This is a genomic window from Caulobacter sp. LARHSG274 (genome assembly GCF_052871235.1).
Genome location: NZ_JBIXJO010000021.1, coordinates 49,187 through 67,857 on the forward strand (window position 1 = coordinate 49,187; position 18,671 = coordinate 67,857).

At 66.0% G+C, this 18,671-nt stretch carries 14 protein-coding genes and 1 pseudogene; 7 read left to right on the top strand and 8 right to left on the bottom strand.

Going from position 1 to position 18,671, the window contains the following annotated elements; genetic code table 11:
- Window positions 1-11: 11 nt before the first annotated feature.
- The 6 genes from ACIPQB_RS22780 to ACIPQB_RS22805 all read right to left on the bottom strand — a co-directional run bounded on the left by ACIPQB_RS22780 (window position 12) and on the right by ACIPQB_RS22805 (window position 8,672).
- Window positions 12-1,685 (bottom strand): carboxylesterase/lipase family protein, encoded by a 1,674-nt coding sequence (locus ACIPQB_RS22780; RefSeq protein WP_446487533.1) that lies wholly within the window; start codon window positions 1,683-1,685, stop codon window positions 12-14.
- A gap of 176 nt (window positions 1,686-1,861) precedes the next feature.
- A complete protein-coding gene (locus ACIPQB_RS22785) occupies window positions 1,862-5,005 on the bottom strand; it encodes a TonB-dependent receptor domain-containing protein (RefSeq protein ID WP_446487534.1) in 3,144 nt (1,047 codons plus the stop codon).
- Between the two features lie 122 nt (window positions 5,006-5,127).
- A complete protein-coding gene (locus ACIPQB_RS22790; RefSeq protein ID WP_446487535.1) occupies window positions 5,128-6,093 on the bottom strand; it encodes a FecR family protein in 966 nt (321 codons plus the stop codon).
- Entirely contained in the window at window positions 6,074-6,697 is a 624-nt protein-coding gene (locus ACIPQB_RS22795; protein WP_446487536.1) for a sigma-70 family RNA polymerase sigma factor, read from the bottom strand. The genes ACIPQB_RS22790 and ACIPQB_RS22795 overlap by 20 nt, the downstream gene beginning before the upstream one ends.
- A 157-nt stretch (window positions 6,698-6,854) precedes the next feature.
- Window positions 6,855-7,430: a cytochrome b gene (locus tag ACIPQB_RS22800; RefSeq protein WP_446487537.1), complete on the bottom strand. Its 576-nt coding sequence runs from the start codon at window positions 7,428-7,430 to the stop codon at window positions 6,855-6,857.
- Between the two features lie 15 nt (window positions 7,431-7,445).
- Window positions 7,446-8,672 carry an MFS transporter gene (locus ACIPQB_RS22805; protein ID WP_446487538.1) on the bottom strand — a complete coding sequence of 409 codons (1,227 nt, stop codon included), beginning with the start codon at window positions 8,670-8,672 and terminating at the stop codon, window positions 7,446-7,448.
- 514 nt (window positions 8,673-9,186) lie between these two features.
- On the opposite strand from ACIPQB_RS22805, the gene ACIPQB_RS22810 reads away from it, so the two are divergent.
- Window positions 9,187-12,018: a TonB-dependent receptor domain-containing protein gene (locus ACIPQB_RS22810; protein ID WP_446487539.1), complete on the top strand. Its 2,832-nt coding sequence runs from the start codon at window positions 9,187-9,189 to the stop codon at window positions 12,016-12,018.
- A gap of 67 nt (window positions 12,019-12,085) precedes the next feature.
- Window positions 12,086-13,753, top strand: a complete 1,668-nt coding sequence (locus ACIPQB_RS22815) for a carboxylesterase/lipase family protein (protein WP_446487540.1) — start codon at window positions 12,086-12,088, stop codon at window positions 13,751-13,753.
- Window positions 13,754-13,922: 169 nt separating this feature from the next.
- Here ACIPQB_RS22815 and ACIPQB_RS22820 read toward each other — a convergent pair whose 3' ends face one another.
- Window positions 13,923-14,105, bottom strand: coding sequence for a hypothetical protein (locus ACIPQB_RS22820; RefSeq protein WP_446487541.1), 183 nt, complete (start codon window positions 14,103-14,105; stop codon window positions 13,923-13,925).
- A gap of 449 nt (window positions 14,106-14,554) precedes the next feature.
- Window positions 14,555-15,010, bottom strand: coding sequence for a lipocalin-like domain-containing protein (locus ACIPQB_RS22825; protein WP_446487542.1), 456 nt, complete (start codon window positions 15,008-15,010; stop codon window positions 14,555-14,557).
- Between the two features lie 654 nt (window positions 15,011-15,664).
- Here ACIPQB_RS22825 and ACIPQB_RS22830 point away from each other — a divergent pair.
- From ACIPQB_RS22830 to ACIPQB_RS22850, 5 genes and pseudogenes are all read left to right on the top strand, one after another.
- Window positions 15,665-16,270 carry an MSMEG_1061 family FMN-dependent PPOX-type flavoprotein gene (locus ACIPQB_RS22830; protein ID WP_446487543.1) on the top strand — a complete coding sequence of 202 codons (606 nt, stop codon included), beginning with the start codon at window positions 15,665-15,667 and terminating at the stop codon, window positions 16,268-16,270.
- 251 nt (window positions 16,271-16,521) lie between these two features.
- Window positions 16,522-16,953, top strand: coding sequence for an OsmC family protein (locus ACIPQB_RS22835; protein WP_446487544.1), 432 nt, complete (start codon window positions 16,522-16,524; stop codon window positions 16,951-16,953).
- Between the two features lie 42 nt (window positions 16,954-16,995).
- Entirely contained in the window at window positions 16,996-17,619 is a 624-nt protein-coding gene (locus tag ACIPQB_RS22840; protein ID WP_446487545.1) for a pyridoxamine 5'-phosphate oxidase family protein, read from the top strand.
- Window positions 17,620-17,722: 103 nt separating this feature from the next.
- Entirely contained in the window at window positions 17,723-18,067 is a 345-nt protein-coding gene (locus ACIPQB_RS22845) for a transposase (protein WP_446487546.1), read from the top strand.
- Between the two features lie 57 nt (window positions 18,068-18,124).
- Window positions 18,125-18,430 (top strand): annotated as a pseudogene (locus ACIPQB_RS22850) (transposase); the annotation flags it as partial.
- Between the last annotated feature and the right edge of the window lie 241 nt (window positions 18,431-18,671).

Genomic DNA, 18,671 nt, shown 5'->3' on the forward strand with positions numbered 1-18,671 from the left:
AGCCCTCCCGTTCACCAGGCCGCCTGGGCGGCGTAGAACCGACGCCAGAAATCGAGTTTCTCGGGGCTGCCGGCGACGGCGGTCGGGCCCCACTGGTCGCCCAGCATCATGACCTGGCGCGCGGCCGGATCGAACGGCGTCCAGGTCGGCAGCCCCGCCCCGTTCGGGTCACCGGTCTTGATGATGTTGGCCCAGTAGGACGACATCCGCTCGGCGATCGCGCGATCCTCCGCCGTCCACGGCCGATCGGTCGCGTAGAGGTTCCCGAAGGCGTAGTTGATCTCCGAGCCGTGATAGGCGCCGCGCAGGTCGTGGCCCGGTCCGGGCGGCGCGTGGGTCCACCAGTAGGTGAAGATCGGCCGAGTGGTCCGCTTGGCGCGCTCGACCGCCCAGAGATAGGTCGAGCTGCGATTATTGTCGTAGGCCGCCGCGTTGCTGGCCAAGGCGGCCTCGTCGTCGTTCGTCGCCGGATAGAGCTTCAGGAACGCGTCGGCCAGGGCGCCGTACTTGGTCCGAGCGGCCTGGACATAGTCCGCCAAGGTGACGCTGACCTGGGGGGCGCCGGCGCGCGGCGGACCCGTGCGGGCGCGCAGGGTCGCGAAGGCCGTGGCCGGGACGGCTCCCGTCTCGTCTCGATTGTTGCCGGTCACCACGACCACGTCGTTGAACGCGCCCTTGGCCAGGGCGACGTCATAGGTGGAGGGGATCACCCAGCCATCCAGCACGGGGCGGAACAGCGGCGGCTTGGCCGGCGTGCCGGTTTCAACCGAGGCGTCGACGGCGTCGCTGCCCTCGATCAGCTTTTGCCACGGCAGAGCCCGCAGCTCATCGGGCGTGCGGGCGCCACGGGCTCCGGCATAGGCCGCGCCCGCGCTCTCGGCGGCCGCGCGGGTCCGGTAGGACACAGACAGGAACCGCAGGTCCGGATCGCGGGGATAGCGGGAATGGCTCTGGGCGATGGTGCGATGGAACAGGCCTTTGGCCAGCGGCGACATGGTGAGGAAGCCCACCGAGCCAGCGCCCGCGGACTGCCCCGCGATCGTAACCTGGGCGGGATCGCCGCCGAACGCGGCGATGTTGCGCTGAACCCACTTGAGCACGGCGATGTCGTCGAGCAGGCCATAGTTGCCGGAGACGCCGCTCTCGGCTTCCTTGCTGAGCTCGGGCGTGGCCAGAAAGCCCAGCGCGCCGAGGCGGTAGTTGAAGGTCACGACGACGACACCCTTGCGAGCCAGGCCCTCGCCGTCGAATTCCGGATTGGCCCCCGTCCCGTTCAGGAAACCGCCGCCATAGATCCAGACCAGGACAGGGCGTTTCTCCTTGGCCGAAGCCGCGCCGGTCCAGACGTTCAGCGTCAGACAGTCCTCGTCCATCGCCCCCGTCGGCGGCGGTCCGCCGCCCTGGGGTTGCGGACACAGGGCGCCAAAGCGATCGGCCGCGCGGACGCCTTGCCATGCGGCGGGCGCGGCGGGCGGGCGGAAGCGCAAGGCGCCGACCGGCGCCGCCGCGTAGGGAACGCCCTTGTAGGCCGTGATCGAGGGATCGCGGCCGGCGACGCCGGTCAGCAATCCCGTCTCGATCCGGACCGGCGCGCGCTCGGCCGACGGCGTGGATTGCGCCCATGCATTCGCGGGGGCCAAGGTCAGAAGGGCGGCGATCGTTGCGCCAGCGCGTCGTCCAAGCATAGGCGTTGTCCCGACTAGGCCGAGCGCGCTGACGCGAGCCCGGCGGGAAAATGGTTTCTTCCGGCGCCGCGTTGCGACGCTGGAAAAAGGACCGAGGCGACGACGCAGCGGGTGAGCGCCAGGGTTCGCCGCCTCGGTGCAGTATCCCCGGGAGATGAGGCTTCCCGGGGGGAGGATCAGAACTTCATGCGCGCGCCGATCGTGACGTAGCGGCCGGTCGGATCGTCGCCGATCGCGAAGCCGCCAAACTGCCCCGGAATGGTGGCCGCCCCGAAGAAGGCGGTCGCCGGCGGCGTGGCGTTGAAGAGATTCTGGACGTTCAGGAAATACTCGGCGTCGCCGAACCCGTTCTTGGGTTTGAACAGGAGGTTGACGTTGGTCGTGGCGAAGGTCCCCAGGTGGTTGTTGGTCCAGACCTGGGTCGGATCGGCGCTGTGCTTCAGCGCGCTTCTCCAACGCTCCATCACGTCGATCGTCACTGTGTCGGTGACCGCGTAGCGGAAGAAGCCGGTCAGACGCCATTTCGGGCTGGCCTGCAGACCGTTGGTGCCGAACGCGCTGCCGGCGGCGTCGATCGTCACTAGGGCGGGCGTGCGGTAGTAGATGTGCGGCTGGTAGCTCGCGAGACCGCGCAGCGACAGCGGCCGGCCAAAAAGCGCGCCCGAATAGTTGGCCTCGAAGTCAACGCCGTTGCTCTCGATCTCCGAGATATTGATGACGGTCGAGGTCCAACTGGTGACCAGGTTGGCCGCCGTGGTGTTGGCGTAACCCAGCGGGCGGGTCTGCAGCGCGCAATAGGGCGAGGAGCCCCCGCTGTCGTAGCAGGCCTTCTGGATCGTCGGGTTGAAGCCCTGGATGTTCGAGATCGCGTCAGTGATCTTGATCCAGTAGGCGTCGAGCGCGAAGCTCAGACGCGGCAGAGCCTGCCAGACCACGCCGAGCGTGCTGGTGTGGCCGATCTCGGCCTTCAGGCCGGCGTTGCCCGCCGACAGGCCGGGCACAGGGGAGGTGCCCGCGGACAGGCCTGGCGTCAGGCCGGTCAGTTCGTCCTTGTTGGTCAGGGTGTTGACCGAGGCCGGCGCGTAAAGGTCGTCCAGGGTCGGCGCGCGAATGTCTCGCGAACGGGCGCCGCGGACGCGCAAATCGTCGGTCAGGTGCCAGTCGACGCCCAGCTTCCAGGTCCAGTACTTGCCGCTGGTTTCGTAGCTGGTGTAGCGGGCCGCGCCGTTCAGGTTCAGCGACTTGGCCAGGGCGAAATCGGCCAGCAGCGGTACGTCGACTTCGGCGGCGACCTCCTTGACCGTGTCGCTGACCGGCGTGCGCGCGGCGAAGGTGTTCTGGTAGAGCGCCGTCGCAGCCGTGCAGTTGTAGCGCAGGCCCGAACAGTTGGCCCGGTCTGTCGGTAGGGCGTCGCTGGTCGAGTGGTATTTCAGCTTCCGGTATTCACCCGACAGGGCGACGTTGACCGGGCCGGCCCAGGTCGAGAACGGCGAGCCGCCGATCTCACCGGTCAGGGCGTCGAGACCCGTATCGGCCGTCATGTGCGTGCTGCCCATGATGTAGTTGATCGCCGCCTCGTTGGCCGAGGTCGGGCCGAAGACGTTCAGCGGGATGCAGTTGGCGTAGGCGCTGTTGGCCAGGGCCGCGTAGCAGACCGGCTGACCGGTCGCCGGATTGATCACCGCGTCGAGCGCGGCGGCCAGGCGCTGGTTGTTCGGGTTGGCGTTCAGCGTCGTCGCCAGGCGCGCCGATCCGTGGGTGTAGTTGATCCCCCAGCTGTAGTCCCCGAACTTGCCGTCCAGGCCCGCATTGATCGTGTACTGGCGTTCTTCGGCCACCGGATTCAGGCGCGGCGCCTGGTCGAACATCTTGCTGAAGGCGAACGTCGTCTGCCCCGCCGTGGCCAGCTGCGCCTGATAGGCAGGGGCCAGGAAGGCGTTGGCGCTGTTCATCGTCACGTTGCTGATCAGCGGCGGCGTGAGGAATTGTTCGTTGCGCTTGTCGTTGAAGCTGGCCGCCACGTAGCCATGGACGGTCTCGGTCACGTCGTAGTCGACCCGGCCATAGACCTGATCGCTACGCAGCGGCGCCTTCAGCGAGGAGTCGTAGTAGCCGCCCGCCCCGCCGACCTGGCAGCAGGTGGAGCCATTGATCGCCGCGCCGTTGGCGAACGGGCTCAGCACGCCGTTGGCCGCGAAGTATTGGTTGGCCAGGACACCGTTGGTGATCTTGCCGCCGAACGGGAAGTTCAGCAGGCGGACGTCGCTGTAGAGCTGGTAGGGCGCCGCGGTCGTGCCCGCGCCGCTGATGCTCTGCTGGTGAAACCACGGCCGGTCCGATCGGCGGGCCACGCCTTCGTCGTTGCGGTGCTCGTAGCTGATCTCGAAGTGGCCGCGCGCGTCGGCGAAGTTCGTCCCGTAGGCGACGCCGACGCTCTGCTGCTCGGCGTCGCCGTATTTCGAAACCCCGGCCTGGGCGCTGAGCTTGACGCCGGTGAACTTGGTGTCGGTGATGAAGTTGACGACCCCCGTCACCGCGTCCGAACCATACACGGCCGAGACGCCGCCGGTCACCGTGTCGACCCGCTGCAGCAGCATCTGCGGGACCATGTCGACATCGACGATGCCGTTGACCGAGGTCGGCGGCACGCGATGGCCGTCCAGCAGGATCAGGTTCCGCACCGAGCCCAGGTTGCGCAGGTTCAACTGGTTGGCGGCGGCGTTGCCGCCCGCCCCGCCGCCGACGCCGGCGTTCGGATTGCCGTACTGGTTGCGCGGGCTGGAGAAGACCGGCAGTTGGTTCAGGCCATCGGCGATCGTGGTCGGCTGGACGCGCTGGATGTCGTCCGCCGGGAGGACCGTGATCGGGGTCGGGCTGTTGTTGCCATTGCGGATGACGCGCGAGCCGGTGACAACGACCTCGGTGACCGACGCCGCGCCGTCATCGGCGGGGTCCGTCGGCGCGCTCACCGGAGCGGCCGCGGCGGGCGTCGGGCCGGCCTGGGGGGCAGGAGCGGCCCCCGCTTGGCGCAGGATCACCACCGAGCCATTGTCGGACGCGATCTCAAGATTGGTTCCAACCAGGAAGGTCTTGAGCGCGACACGAGCGTCTTGTCGCCCCTTCAGCGCGGGCGTGACCACGCCCTTGAGGCGGGCGGCCGGCGCGATGATCTGGACGCCGGCTTGGCGCGCGAACATGGGGATCGCGCTTGAAGCGGGGCCGCTGGCGATATCGAAGGTGCGTTCCTGGGCCGCGGCGCCAGTTGCGGCCAGCAGCGCCGCCAGCGACGCTCCACAGAACATGCGTGAATAGCGAGTCATCGTCCCCCCTCGACAGGCTGTCGCCTGCTTGTTTTGGGAATAGATGCATCGGGGCGGACTTTCCCCCGGCCGTCCGCGCAAATTTTTCGAAAGATCGGCTTGAGGCTCGGCGAGAAGCCAAGCTAGCGGACGACATGGACGCCGTCGGCGTCGCTGACCACGCGCGCGCCGAACGACAAGGCCACGCCGCGGGCGAAGCCGGCGGGGTCGCTCGACGCATAGAGGCCCGACAACGGTTCGGCGGCCAGGGCGGGGTCTTCGATGATGATGCGGGTCGAGGAATAACGCGCGAACTCGGCCGCGGCCTCGCCCACGGTCTCGCCATTGAAGGCCAGCATGCCGTCCTGCCAGCTGAGCCGACGGGCGACCTCGTCGGCGTCCAGCGGCACCGGCGGCGGTAGCGTTCGCGCACCAAGGCCTGCGTCCGGCGCGACGGCGGCGGCGTTGGCGGCCACGACCAGCGTCGCGGGCGCGCCCTTGCAGCTCATCTTCACCTGGCCGCTCTGGACCATGACTCGCACGGGGCCTTTGTCGTCCTTGCGCACGACGAAACTGGTCGCTCCCCCCTGCAGGCGCACGTCGCCCGCCTCAACCGTGAAGGGTCTTGAGCGGTCCGACGCCACATTGAAAAGCGCTTCGCCCGACAGCAGCGCGACCTCACGGACATGGGGGGTGAAGCGCACCTTCAGGAGCGAAGCGGTGTTCAGGGTCACGCTCGAGCCGTCGGACAAGGGCACGCGGCGCACCTCGCCTCTGGAGGAGCGCAGAACCATCGGCGCGCTCCACGAACGCGCGCCCCAGAGGCCCACGCCGCCCAGAGCGGCGACCACGCCCGCGGCGACCAGCTGGCGACGCCCACCATGGACTGACCGCAGGGCGTAGGCGGAATCCAGGGTCGAGTGCCGCGCCTCGTCGGCCCGCGCCATCACCGCATTGGCCCTGGCGAATGCGCCTTGGCGACGGGCGTCGGCCTCCAGCCACGCGCTCAGGGCCAGGCGCTCGGCGTCGGTGAGCGGACCACGGTCGGTGCGCGCCACCCACGCGGCGGCCGCTCGATCGATGTCCTTGCTAGTCTCTCGTCTGGTCACGCGCGAACCGGATGCGGATGGTCTCCCTCATAGATGCGCCAGATCCGCGTTTCCCGCCACGACCGTAGAAATTCATCAGCAGGCTCGCCGCCTTGGCGATGTGCTTCTCGACCGCCTTCTCCGAAAGCTCCAGGCGGGCGGCGATGTCCTTCTGTGAAAGACCCTCGACCTTGCGCAGCCGGAAGGCCTCGCGACGCAGCCGCGGAAACTCGGCCAGAACCTGATTGAGAAGCCTCAACTCCTCTCGACCTGCGGCGTGCCGCTCCGGCGAGAGCTCGTCGGTCAGGCCCGCAGCCTCCAGGTTCTCAATCGCCAGGATCGAGACCACCTTGGCGCGTCTGGCCTGCTGCAGGATCAAAGATTGAGCGGTCTGAAAGAAATAGGACTTCGGGTTGTCGATGTGACCTACGGACTTGAGCGCCGCCAGCTTGGCGTAGCTCTCCTGGATCAAGTCGTCGACATCGACGAGAAGCTGGCGGCGCTTGAGCAGCCAGCACCGCAGCGCGTGCTCGTGCGGCAGGATGTGGCGCGACAGCCAGAGCGCCCGTTCCGGATCGAAATACGAGGCGCTCTGGGGCGCCGGACTTGAAGCGGGCCTCTTCAAGGGCGCCGTCCTCCCAAAATCCTTGGTGTCCCCGTCCCTGGGCGAAGACCCTCCGAGGCGCTCGTCGCGCATCGTCGATCCAAGAATGACCAAGCGCGGATCATCCGGGTCATTCAAACAGTGGCGACGCTCATTGATTGTCGCGCTCGGACCTGGCTTAGACCGCATCCTGCTCGATCTGTGATCGGCGCGGCCACAGCGACATCCGTCCCAACACCCCGTCCTTGTCGAGGAACCTGTGCTTCAGCGCCGCGCCGATATGCAGGATCAGCAGCGCGGCCATTGTGAAGCCCAGCAGCCGGTGCGTATCCATGAACGGCCCGGTGAACTGCTTGCCCGACATCACGGGCAGGAACGGCGCATGCCAGCCCAGCACATTGATGGCGTGGCGGGTCTTGGCGCCCGAGCTGACCACCCAGCCGAGGACCGGGATCAGCACCATCAGGAAGTAGAAGGCGACGTGGACGATCTCGGCCGCCGCGCGTTCCCAAGCCTTGCCCTCGCGCATCGGGGGCGGCGGCCGGTAGAGGCGCCAAGCCAGTCGGACCAGACTCAGCAGCAGCACGCTGAAGCCGACAGACTTGTGAAGATCGAGCGCCGTCCTGTGCAGCGGTCCCGCGGAATTGGCCGAGACGAGCGCCAGGATGAGGTTGCCCAGGATCAGGATCGCGATGAGCCAGTGCAGGACCACCGCGGTTCGGGTATAGCGTTCGAGCCTGAGGGATTGTGTCATGAGCATCCTCCTGGACTAGGTCGTCGCCGGCGCGGCTTGCGCCACCTTGGGCGCCCACTTGGGCTGCAGCAGGATCCAGGTCGCAAGGGCGCCGATCAGCAGGAAAACGAAGATCACGAACATGGGCAGCTCGTAGCTGCCGCTGACCTGCAGCAGCCAGCCCGAAAGGCTGGCCGCGACCCCGCCGGCCAGGCTGGTGGCCACCTGCTGGACGCCGGTCACCAGGCCCACGGCCGGCGCGGGGATCAGGGTAAGACGCGTGAGGGCGAGATTATTGGCCGTGGCCAGGCCCAGGAACGACAGCGAGAACACGTTCCAAAACAGCGCCATCTCCAAAGACGGGGCCCGTGCGCCGAGCAGGACGGTGCAGGCGCCGACGAAGCCGGCGATCACGAAGGCCTTGCGAACGAAAACCGCGTTGCCCCCCCGGGCGATGATCCTGTCGGCGGCCCATCCGGCGATCAGCGCGACGATGGCGATGCCGGCGAAGCTGAAGCATGTGTAGAGCCCCGAGCTTTTCAGCGACAGGCCGCGCTCCTCGACCAGATAGGCCGGCATCCAGGTCATGCAGTAGAACGTGAAGTAGCCGTAGCAGAAGTTGACGATCATCGCGCCCCAGACCAGCGGGCTGGCGAGGATGCTGGCCAGGGACACCGACGCGGCCTGGGCCTTCTGCGCCACCGCCGCCTCGCCCCGGAGACGGTCGTTCTTGACCAGCAGCACCCACGGCACAAGCCAGATCAGGCCGGCCACGCCCGTGAGGATGAACATCATCCGCCAGTCGTAGTTGACGATCAGCCAGGCCGCGACCGGCGCGCCGATGGCCGGCCCGAACTTGTTGCCCATGGCGAAGAAGCCGACGGCCGTGCCGTTCTGGCCTTCCTTGAAATTGTTGCGGATCCAGCGATAGCTGGCCGGCATCACCACGGCCTCGGCCGCTCCGACGATGACGCGCATCATCACCAGCGCCATCAGGGTGCTCGTGAAACCGGTCAGGGCCGTCGCGAGGCACCAGAGCGCGAAGCAGATGGTGTAGGGCGTCTTGACCCCATAGCGGTCCACCACCCACCCCATCGCCATCTGCATCAGGCCGTAGGACCAGAAGAAGGCCGAGTTGACCCCGCCGCGGTCGAGGTGGGACAGGTCGAAGTGCTTGACGAAAGTCTTCTCGGCCATGGCCGACGAGATGCTCGTCCGGTCCACGAAGGCGATCAGGACGCCGAGCGCGAGCAGGGTCAGCACGAGCCATCGTGTAAACGTCGAAGAAACCTCCTTCGGCGGTTCGGTCGTGGCCAGCGTATGGATCGACGCCATGATGCTTCCCCCTGTTCGCCCGCGCCGGAGTCGGCGACAGACATTGGCCAGCGCGAGCGTCTAGCCCGGGGCCGCGTTGATTGCCTGGATGGAGGTGGCGGTGCGCGCGATCGGTCAATGCGAGACCGACGAAACCGCGCACGACAGGCGCAAATTCAATCGGGCGCCGCGACGGGGTCAATTCGCCGATTTCGCCGTCGCGCTCTGCCTTTGCCGACCGGGGAAAGCCCGTTCGGCTGGCCTGTCGCGGGGCTTGGCTCGGTCAAAACCTATCTCCGGGCCCATGGATTGAATAGCGCCCCCGCCGCGCCGGCGCCCCTAGCTTGCCGCTAATTTCTCGGCCGCAACAACGCGGCGGGAAACAGAGCGCCTAAGCGCCGCCCAACCATCCCGCGGGTTAGCGCCAAGGCGCGACGATGAGGCCGCGTAGGGGAGGAAAACGATGATCCGCCTGAACTCCGTTCCGGCCTTGCTCAGCGGCGCAAGCCTGCTGGCGATGAGCCACGCCGCCTTCGCCCAGACCGCGCCGGCTCCCTCGGAGTCTCAGGTGGTCGACGCCGTGGTCGTCACAGGCTCGCGCGTCAGCAACGGCAACAACAGCCCCACGCCGGTCACCGCCGTGGCGACCGAAACCTTGACCAATATGCGCCCGACCAGCCTGACCGAGTCGGTGCAGGTCATGCCTGTGTTCTCCGGCTCGCGCAGCCAGATCAGCAACGCTTCGGCGACCGGCGGCGTGGGCGGGGGCAATGGCGTCGCCGCGCAGCTGAACCTGCGCAACATCGGCGCGACCCGCAACCTTGTGCTGATGGACGGCCGTCGCGTGCCGCCGACCTCGATCAGCAACATCGTTGACGCCGACGTCATTCCCCAGTTGCTCGTCCAGCGCGTGGACGTCGTCACAGGCGGCGTCTCGGCTGTCTACGGTTCGGACGCCGTGACCGGCGTGATCAACTTCATCACCGACACCAAGTTCAATGGCGTGAAAGCCTACGGCCAAGTCGGCATCTCGAAGTACGACGACGGCCTGCAGAAGGCCGCCGGCGCCGCGTTCGGCAAGAGCCTGCTGAACGACCGCGGCCACTTCGAGGCCAGCTACGAGTTCCGCGACGACGAGGGCGTTTCGCGTCGCTCGGACCGCGACTTCTTCTCGCGCCCGGTGGTGGTCGGCAATGGCACGACCATCCCCTATCAGCTGATCGAGAACGCGACCCTTTCGGCGCAGCCTTTCGGTGGTCGCATCACCTGCACCGGCGCCTGCGCGATCAACGGGCAGTACTTCTCGGCCGACGGCGTGCTGAGCCCGTTCGTCAACGGAACGACCTATGCCGGGACCACCACCCAGAGCGGCGGCGCGGGCGGCTATTTCGACCATTCGCTGAAAGCCTCCCAGCGGATGCATCAGGTCTACGGCCGGTTCGACTACGACCTGACCGCCGACACCCATTTCTTCGCCAGCGCCGGCATGACGGCCAAGCGCAACAAGTTCTACGGCGACGACGTCAACCTCTCGAACATCACCCTTAGCAAGACGAACGCGTTCCTGCCGGCCGCCTATCAGGCGCAGATTCCGACGGCGACCTTCTCCCTCAGCAAGATCTTCAACCAGCCCGAGCGGTTCGGCGCCATTCCCAAGACGCGCCAGTTCATCTTCAACACCGGCCTGGACGGCAGGCTGGGGTCCTACGAGTGGAACCTGTCCTATACGCGCGGGCAGGCCAAGCTGTCGACGACCCTGATCAACAACGTCAACAACCAGAAGCTCTCGGCGGCGCTGGACGCTGTTCCGGGGAGCAACGGCGCGCCGGTCTGCTACGCCTCGACCCAGGCGGCGACCGCCACGGCCTACGCCGGTTGCGCGCCGCTGAACCTGTTCGGCCCGACCTCCGCCAGCGCGGCGGCGATCGACTACATCCTGGACGACACGCTCTATGTCGGCAAAACCACCCAGGACGATCTGGCCGGCGACATTTCCGGCGCGCCGTTCTCGACCTGGGCCGGGCCGGTCAAGGTCGCTCTGTCCGGGGAATGGCGTCGCCAGACCTTCAAGTCGAGCAGCGATGCGCGCCCCGACCAGTTCGCCGACTGCACCAACCTTCGCTATAACTGCGTGGCTGCGGGCGCGCGAACCTTCCTCTACCGCAACACCTTCCCGGCCAGCCCGAGCGTCGATCAGAACGTCTGGGAAGTCGCCGCCGAAGCCAACGTGCCGTTGATCGCCGACAAGCCGTTCATCGAGGCCTTCGAGGTCAATACGGCCGCGCGCTACACCAAGTACAACACCGTCGGCAGCTACTGGACCTGGAAGCTCGGCGGCGACTGGCACGTCAACGACCAACTGCGCATCCGCGGCACGCTCTCGCGCGACATCCGCGCGCCGACGCTGAACGATCTGTTCGCGCCGACGTCGGTCGTCATCGTCACCAACGCCGACCTGAAGACCGGAGCGTCCAATCCCCTGCCCTCGGTCAACCTGGCCAATCCTGACCTGACCGCCGAGATCGGAAAGACCAAGACCGTCGGCCTCGTCTACAAGCCGAGCTTCGCGCCGGGTCTCAGCCTCGCGATCGATTACTACAAGATCGAGATCACCAACGCGATCACTACGGTCCAAGGCTTCCAGCCGGCCATCCAGAACGGCTGCAACCTGACCAACGTCGCCACCTATTGCGACCTGATCGTCCGCAATGCGGCCGGCGCGGTGACCGACTGGCTGGTCAAACCGATCAATCTCGCCGTCGTCGATTCTCACGGCGTGGACGTCGAGGCCAACTACAGCGGCATGCTGTTTGGTCGCCGCCTGACCCTGCGCGGCCTGGCGGCCTACCAGCCGCACATCCGCTACCAGCAGCCGGCCGTGCCGACGATCGACCAGGGCGGCGTCGCCTTCGGATCGACCGGCATCACGGCCGCGCCGTCCTGGCGCCTGACCGGCATGCTCAGCTACGCCGTCACCGACGCTCTGAGGGTCGACGTGATGCAGCGCTGGCGCAACCGGCTGAAGCTCTCGGGCGACCCGACCGTGGTTTGGCTCAACGGCGCCGACAGCATCGACGCCTACGCCCAGACGTCCCTGAACATTTCCTACAAGCTGCCGGGGTCGACCTTGGGCTCAAGCGAGTTGTTCCTCAACGTGCAGAACTTGTTCGACGCCACGCCCCCCGCCGCCAACGCGACGGGCAGCTCGACCGCTCCGGGCGGGTTCGCGGGCTTCGCGCTCACCGACGATCCTATCGGTCGCTACTTCACCTTCGGCTTCCGCATGAAGATGTGATCGTGGCGGGCCTGGGCGCTTCCCAGGCCCGGCCGACTTCCCCGCCGCGCATAGACGAGTTCGTTCCATGCCTGCCCTCCGCCCCCTCCTCGTCTGCGGCCTGGCCGCGGCGTCCGCCCTCGCGCTCATCGCCTCGTCGGCGCAGGCGGAAATCAAAGGCCCCGTCCGCATCGAGACCGGGCTGATCGAAGGCGTTCCAGCCAACGATCCGTCGGTCACCGTCTTCAAGGGCGTTCCCTATGCCGCCGCACCCGTCGGCGGTCTTCGCTGGCGACCGCCGGCCCGGCCCATCGCCTGGAGCGGGGTGCGCAAGGCCGACAAGTTCGGCGACATCTGCCCGCAGTCGCACAATCCCGGCGACGAGCCGATGTCGGAGGACTGTCTGGTCGCCAACATCTGGACCGGCGCGACCAGCGCCTCCGAGCGGCGACCGGTCTTGGTCTGGGTTCACGGCGGCGGCTTTGGCGCGGAATCGGGATCGCTGCCGAAGCTGGACGGTGAAGCCCTGGCCAAAAAGGGCGTCATCCTTGTCACTTTCAACTATCGCCTGGGCCCGCTCGGCTTCCTGGCGACCCCGGACTTGAGCCGCGAGTCCGGGCGCGGCGCTTCGGGCAACTACGGCCTGATGGACGACATCGCCCTGCTCCAATGGGTAAGGCGCAACATCGCCGCGTTCGGCGGCGATCCGGAGAAGGTCACGCTCTTCGGCCATTCGGCCGGTGGCGGCACGGTCAACTTCCTGTCGATCTCGCCGCTCGCCAAGGGCCTCTATAACCAGGCCTTGGCCGAGAGCCAGGTGCGTTGGCCCCAGGACCTGGAGCTGCGCTACCTTTCCTCGTCGTGGCGCGAGAAATCCAAGGCCGAAACGGACGGCGCGGCCTATGTGGCGAAGTTGGGCGCCAAATCGTTGGCCGACCTTCGCGCCATGCCCTGGCAATCGCTGATCCGCCAGACCCCCAGCACCGAAGACGATGTCTATACGGGCGGAACCGGCCGCCCCCCGTTCTTCCGTCCCGTCATCGACGGATACGTCCTGCCGCATACCTTCAGCCAGGCCTTCGCCTTGAAGGCGCAGCAGCCCGTCATCTACATCGCCGGCAACAACCGTGACGAAGGCGGCGCCGCGCCGCAGGGCGTTTGGGCCAAGCTCCGCGCGCCTGGAGCGCCAAGGCCCGAGATCACGCGCGGGGCGCCGCGGCAGGTCGCCACCCTCGCCGATTTCCAGGCCGCCGCCCGACGGAAATTCGGGCCGATGGCCGAAGAGTTTCTGAAGCTCTATCCGGCGACCACCGACGATGAGGCCGCACGACAAAACAACGAGGCGATTCACGACAACAGCCAGATCTCGACCTACCTGTGGGCGCGCCAGTGGACGCGGGACACCGGCAAGCCGGTCTTCACCTACTGGTGGGCGCACGCCACGCCCGGCCCGGACCACGACACGCGCGGCGCTTATCACGGCTCAGAGATCTTCTATGTCTTCAACAGCCTCAACAAGGTCGACCTGCCCTGGACCGACGAGGACCGGCGCATCGCCGATCTGATGTCGTCCTACTGGGCCAACTACGCCAAGACGGGCGATCCGAACGGCGCGGGCCTGCCGATCTGGCCGCGCTTCGATCCGGACAAGCCCGTGGTCATGGTCCTGGGCGACCAGTTTCGTCCAACGCCGATCGCCGGCGGCGCCAAATACGCCTTCTGGACCCGGTTCTTCGCGACGAACGAGGCTTGGTGACGGCAGGGTCGTTCGATGGGTTCATGGGCGGCAGCGCGCCAGCTGCAGACATGCATCCACGGCGTAGGTGCTTCGTGGTCACCATGTCGAAGCCCACCTTCGCAGGCGAGGGCGCGCTCCCCTTCCCTGTTGGCCCTCGCCTGCGCGTGGCCCATCCCGTACTTGCGCGCTACATTGTCGTGCCGGTTCTCGCCTTCGGCAGGTTCGGACAGAGCTCGAACGGCTGGAAGTGGATAACCGGCTTGACCAGCCCTTCGAGCCACTTCAGCGCGACGTCCAGGTTTCCAAAGCCAATGACACACCAAGGACAGGAAACGTCTGAAACAAAGTCGATCGTGATGGTTCGGGGCATGGGGCATCCAATCCTGGCATGTCGAAGGCGCTTCGCGCCTGAGCCGGTCGGCTCCCGCTCCGGGCGCATTCGGCAAATGGGACGCGCCCCGCCAGCGAGCATCACGCTCCGGCCGACACCCTTGCGCCGCTCTGCATTATGGCGAGGCCAGACCAGGCTACCGGGTGTGGCGCCGCGGATCGTTCTCGGCGGCGACGTACCAAACCCCGCGGCCCCAGGGCCGAGACCTGGGTGACGTATTCGCCGTCCCTGGCCCAGTGGAAATGAGACTGCCCGCCCGGCAGCACGACCAGGCTGCCAGGGCCGAACGCCTGAAGCTTGTTCGAACGCCGCCACGACGGCTTCCCCAGCCGGCCGTGAGCACCCCGTGCTCTCTAGAAAGGTCCCCAGCTCCTAGCGCCTCGTCGACGGTTTTTACCGTATGCGCCGCCGGGGTATTCACGCCCGGTTCACGCTTTGGCCGGATTCCAGGCCTTTGCCCGACGCCAGACAATCCGCACCTTGCCCCAATCTGTATCGGCGTCGAGCACGAGGCGTTCGTTCTCAAATTTGAACCTGCGCGCTTGATCGCTGTCCTCGACGTTGGGAAACCAAGCCCCTTTGACGTGATGCACCACGGCGCCGCGATCGAGGGAAACCGAATAGGTTCCGAAATATCCAAAATATTCTTTGAATGCGCGCGCTCCTTCATCGGATGCAGCAATGCGCCAGTCGTTGGACTCGAACCTAGCTCTCCTGGCCCGAACCAATTGCGCTGCGACATGACCATCTTCACTGTAAAGGAGCTGTCCCAACGCCTCTTCACCCAAGGGGTAGGTCTTTGTTCCGTCGAAATGGATTTCCGACCATTCGACGAGTTCCCAGGCTCCGATCAACTGATTAACGGTCACCTGCGCGTCTTCCATGATCAACATCATGCATCACCGTTCGATTTGCTTTTACAAAAGCCCCGCCGACCCGGTTTCCATCAGGGTACTTATTCACGATACGCCAAGGGCATAGCGAAGGTTTTGACGCCGCGGGCGGCCCTGCTACCAACTTGAGTCGGGACAACTTGTTCCCGGGCAGCGAGCACCCTGTACGATCGTCGTAAGATTTTTGGGATCTCGACCCGCCGCGTCGAGCCGGTCACCGAAGCCGTTCGCCTGAGGTTGGAAGCCCAAGAGCTACGCGCTCGCCTGCGTCAAACGATGGGTGAGCTGACGCCGACCGCCGTTCGCCGTTCGCCGTTCGCCGTTCGCCGTAATTTTCTCGCAACAAAGTGCTCCACATAAAGCTCGGCAAGTCGGTATCGCGGGCTGAAGCGCGCCACCTGCGGACATTGGCGTCGGCCCGGAAACCCGACCTTCCGCCTGCGGTCAGCCGACCGGATCGTGCGGGCGATCATGGACGCGCAATGCCTTGGCAAACACCAGCCACTCACATTATGCCGTTCGCAGACGGGAAGCTCAGACGTGCTTTTCCGTCCAGGGATCCTCTTGGACGCTGATCGGGGAGCAGATCGAAATGCTGAGCCCGACAGCGCGATCGCCTCAGCAAAGGCCCACAGCGAGGGATGAATGGCGCAGATCCTGACCCATGAGGCGCTGCGGGCGCTGATCCCAGAACCCACTCAGACCGCCTTCGCCAAGATCCGCGATCGACTGTGCGGCCAGGGCGTCGCCTTCATTCGGCGATGCCCGTTCCTAGCCCTCTCGACCGTAGGCGACTGGGGGCTGGAGGTCAGCTCCAAGGGCGACCACCCCGGATTCGTCGAGGTGGTGGACGACCGCACCCTGCTCATCCCCGAACGCAAGGGAAACCAGTTCGCGCTCGGCCTCGGCAACATCCTCAAGGATCCGCGGGTGGGGCTGATGATGGTCCGTCCCGCGACGGACGAGGTGCTGCGCATCTCCGGCCGCGCTACGCTGATCGGCGACCCTGAGCTCTGCCGGCGGCTTTCCGCCGACGGCAAGCCCGCCGTCCTGATCATCAGGGTCGAGATCGATCGCGCCGCCTTCCACTGCGTCCGCTCGGCCAGGCGCGCGGGCTTGTGGAACCCCGAGACCTGGGATGCGCCAACCCGCATTTCGTTCGGCAGGATCTATGCGGATGCCCTGCAGCGGCCGGACGTCGAAAAGGTGTTCGACGATCTCACTGAGGAGAGCAATTCCCAGCTCTACTAGACACGGGTGTTGGCGCAGGTTCTTCGGGCAAACGCCATTCCAATTCTGAACGGCCGCTTCGCCGGCGAAGTCGCGTACGCCGACCAGGTCCCGGACGCGCCAATTGCAGACATTGAGTCGGCTCCAGGAGTGGTTCAATGGTCTTTCCCTCCGAGGACTTGCCCCGCCGACCGAGAACACCGCTTTCGTTCAAGCCGGCTGCTCCCGATCATGCGCTTGTCGGCGCAACGTCGAAGTTCAAGGAGAATGCGATGAAGATCGCCAGGACCGGATCGGCCGCGTGGAGCGGCGGCATCAAGGACGGCAAGGGCTTGATCTCGACCGAGAGCGGCGCCCTGCAGGACTATCCCTACGGCTTTTCCAGCCGGTTCGAGGGCCAGCCCGGCTCCAATCCCGAAGAGCTCATCGCCGCGGCCCACTCGGCCTGTTTCACCATGGCCCTGTCCCTGGTGCTCGGCGAGGCGGGACTGCGCGCCGACCGGTTGGACACATCCGCCAAGGTCACGCTCGAACAGGTCGATGGCGGCTACGCGATCACCGCCTCTCACCTCAGCCTGAAAGCCAGGATCCCCGGCGCCGATCAGGAGACTTTCGAGAAACTGGCCGCCGGCGCCAAGGCCAACTTCCCGGTATCCAAGCTCCTGAAGGCCGAGATCACCCTGGACGCGGCGCTGATCGACTAGGGTCACCAGCGGCGGCGAGGTCAGCACGATGAAGGACCATTCGTGAGCCGATACAGCTTTCTGGACCTCGCCACCTCGGCGAGCGTGAGATCGGCGCAGGCCGAAATGGGCGTCGACCATCTGTGGACGCCTGGACAGGTCGATCGACAGTTCGAGGCGTTCACCGCCGACGAAGAGGCCTTTATCGCGGCGCGCGACAGCTTCTATATGGCCAGCATGTCTGAAACCGGCTGGCCCTACGTCCAGTACCGCGGCGGGCCGCCCGGTTTCTTGAAGGTCATCGACGAAACCACGCTCGCGTTCGCGGACTTCCGTGGCAATCGCCAGTACATCAGCGTCGGCAATCTGGACGCCAATGATCGCGTGGCCTTGATCCTGGTGGATTATCCCCGGCGCGCCAGGCTCAAGATCCTGGCCCATGCAGAGCGCCTGACGCTCGATGCCGATCCGGCGCTCCTGGAGAAGGTCGTCGATCCCAGCTATCGCGCGAGGCCGGAGCGAATTTTCCGCCTCCGCCTGGCGGCGTTCGATTGGAACTGCCCCCAGCACATCGTCCCCCGCTTCACCGAGGCCGAAATCGCGCGCGCCGTCCAACCGCTACACGACAAGGTCGAGGCGCTTGAGGCCGAGAACCGGGCCTTGCGCGAGCGTCTTGGGCGAGGGTAGTGCTGAACGCTGCGCGCCTCTTAGAGGCTGACCCGAAATGAAGTTGGGTGAAATCAGTGACTTGTGATTCTGTTGGAGGTGCGAACTGCCAACAGAAATCGACATGTGGACCGAAATCACCCGGCGCAAGCATGCCCGAAAGGGCCTGCGGTATTCAAGCGATCTGACGGACCAGGAATGGGCGGTTTTAGAGCCGCTGATCCCGTCGCGTTCTCGGCTTGGCCGTCCCGCGAAGTGGTCGCTACGGACGATCATCAACGCGCTGCTGTATATTTTGCGGGGCGGTCTGCCCTGGCGCATGCTCCCCGGCGACTTCCCGCCGATGACGACGGTGCAGCGCTACTTTTATCTCTGGCGCGACAACGGGCTGTGGAAGAAGCTCAACCATCTGCTGCTGATGCTGCGCGTGAGGCCCAGGGGCGCCTGGCCTCGCCCACCGCCGGGGTGATCGACAGCCAGAGCGTCAAAACCACCGAGAGCGGCGGTCCGTCCGGATACGACGCCGGCAAAGAAGATCAAAGGCCGCAAGCGCCATATCGCCACCGACACCCTGGGCCTTCTGGTCGGGGCGATCGTCCACACCGCCGACATCCAGGACCGCGACGGCGCTCCCAGGGTGCTGGCCTCGATCCGATCCAGCTTTCCCTGGCTGCGCCACCTGTTCGCCGACGGCGTCCATGCCGGCGACAAGCTGCGTCATGCCATGGCGGGCGCCGGTGATTGGACGTTCGAGATCATCAAACGATCCGACACCGCCCAGGGCTTTGAGGTCCTGCCGCGCCGCTGGGTGGTGGAGCGCACCTTCGCCTAGCTCGGCAAAAACCGCCGCCTGGCCAAGGACTTCGAAAAGACCATCGAAAGCTCGACCGCATGGCTGTTCCTGGCCTCCGTCCAACTCATGACACGGCGCGTCGCAAGCCTCTGACCAACAACAGAAACATTATAAGTCGGACTCTTAGCTGCCAGAATTTCCGGAGATAGAAAGGTGTAGATTTACGATATAATAGAAATTATAGATAATGGCGACAAATAAACCGGAATATGAAAATAGA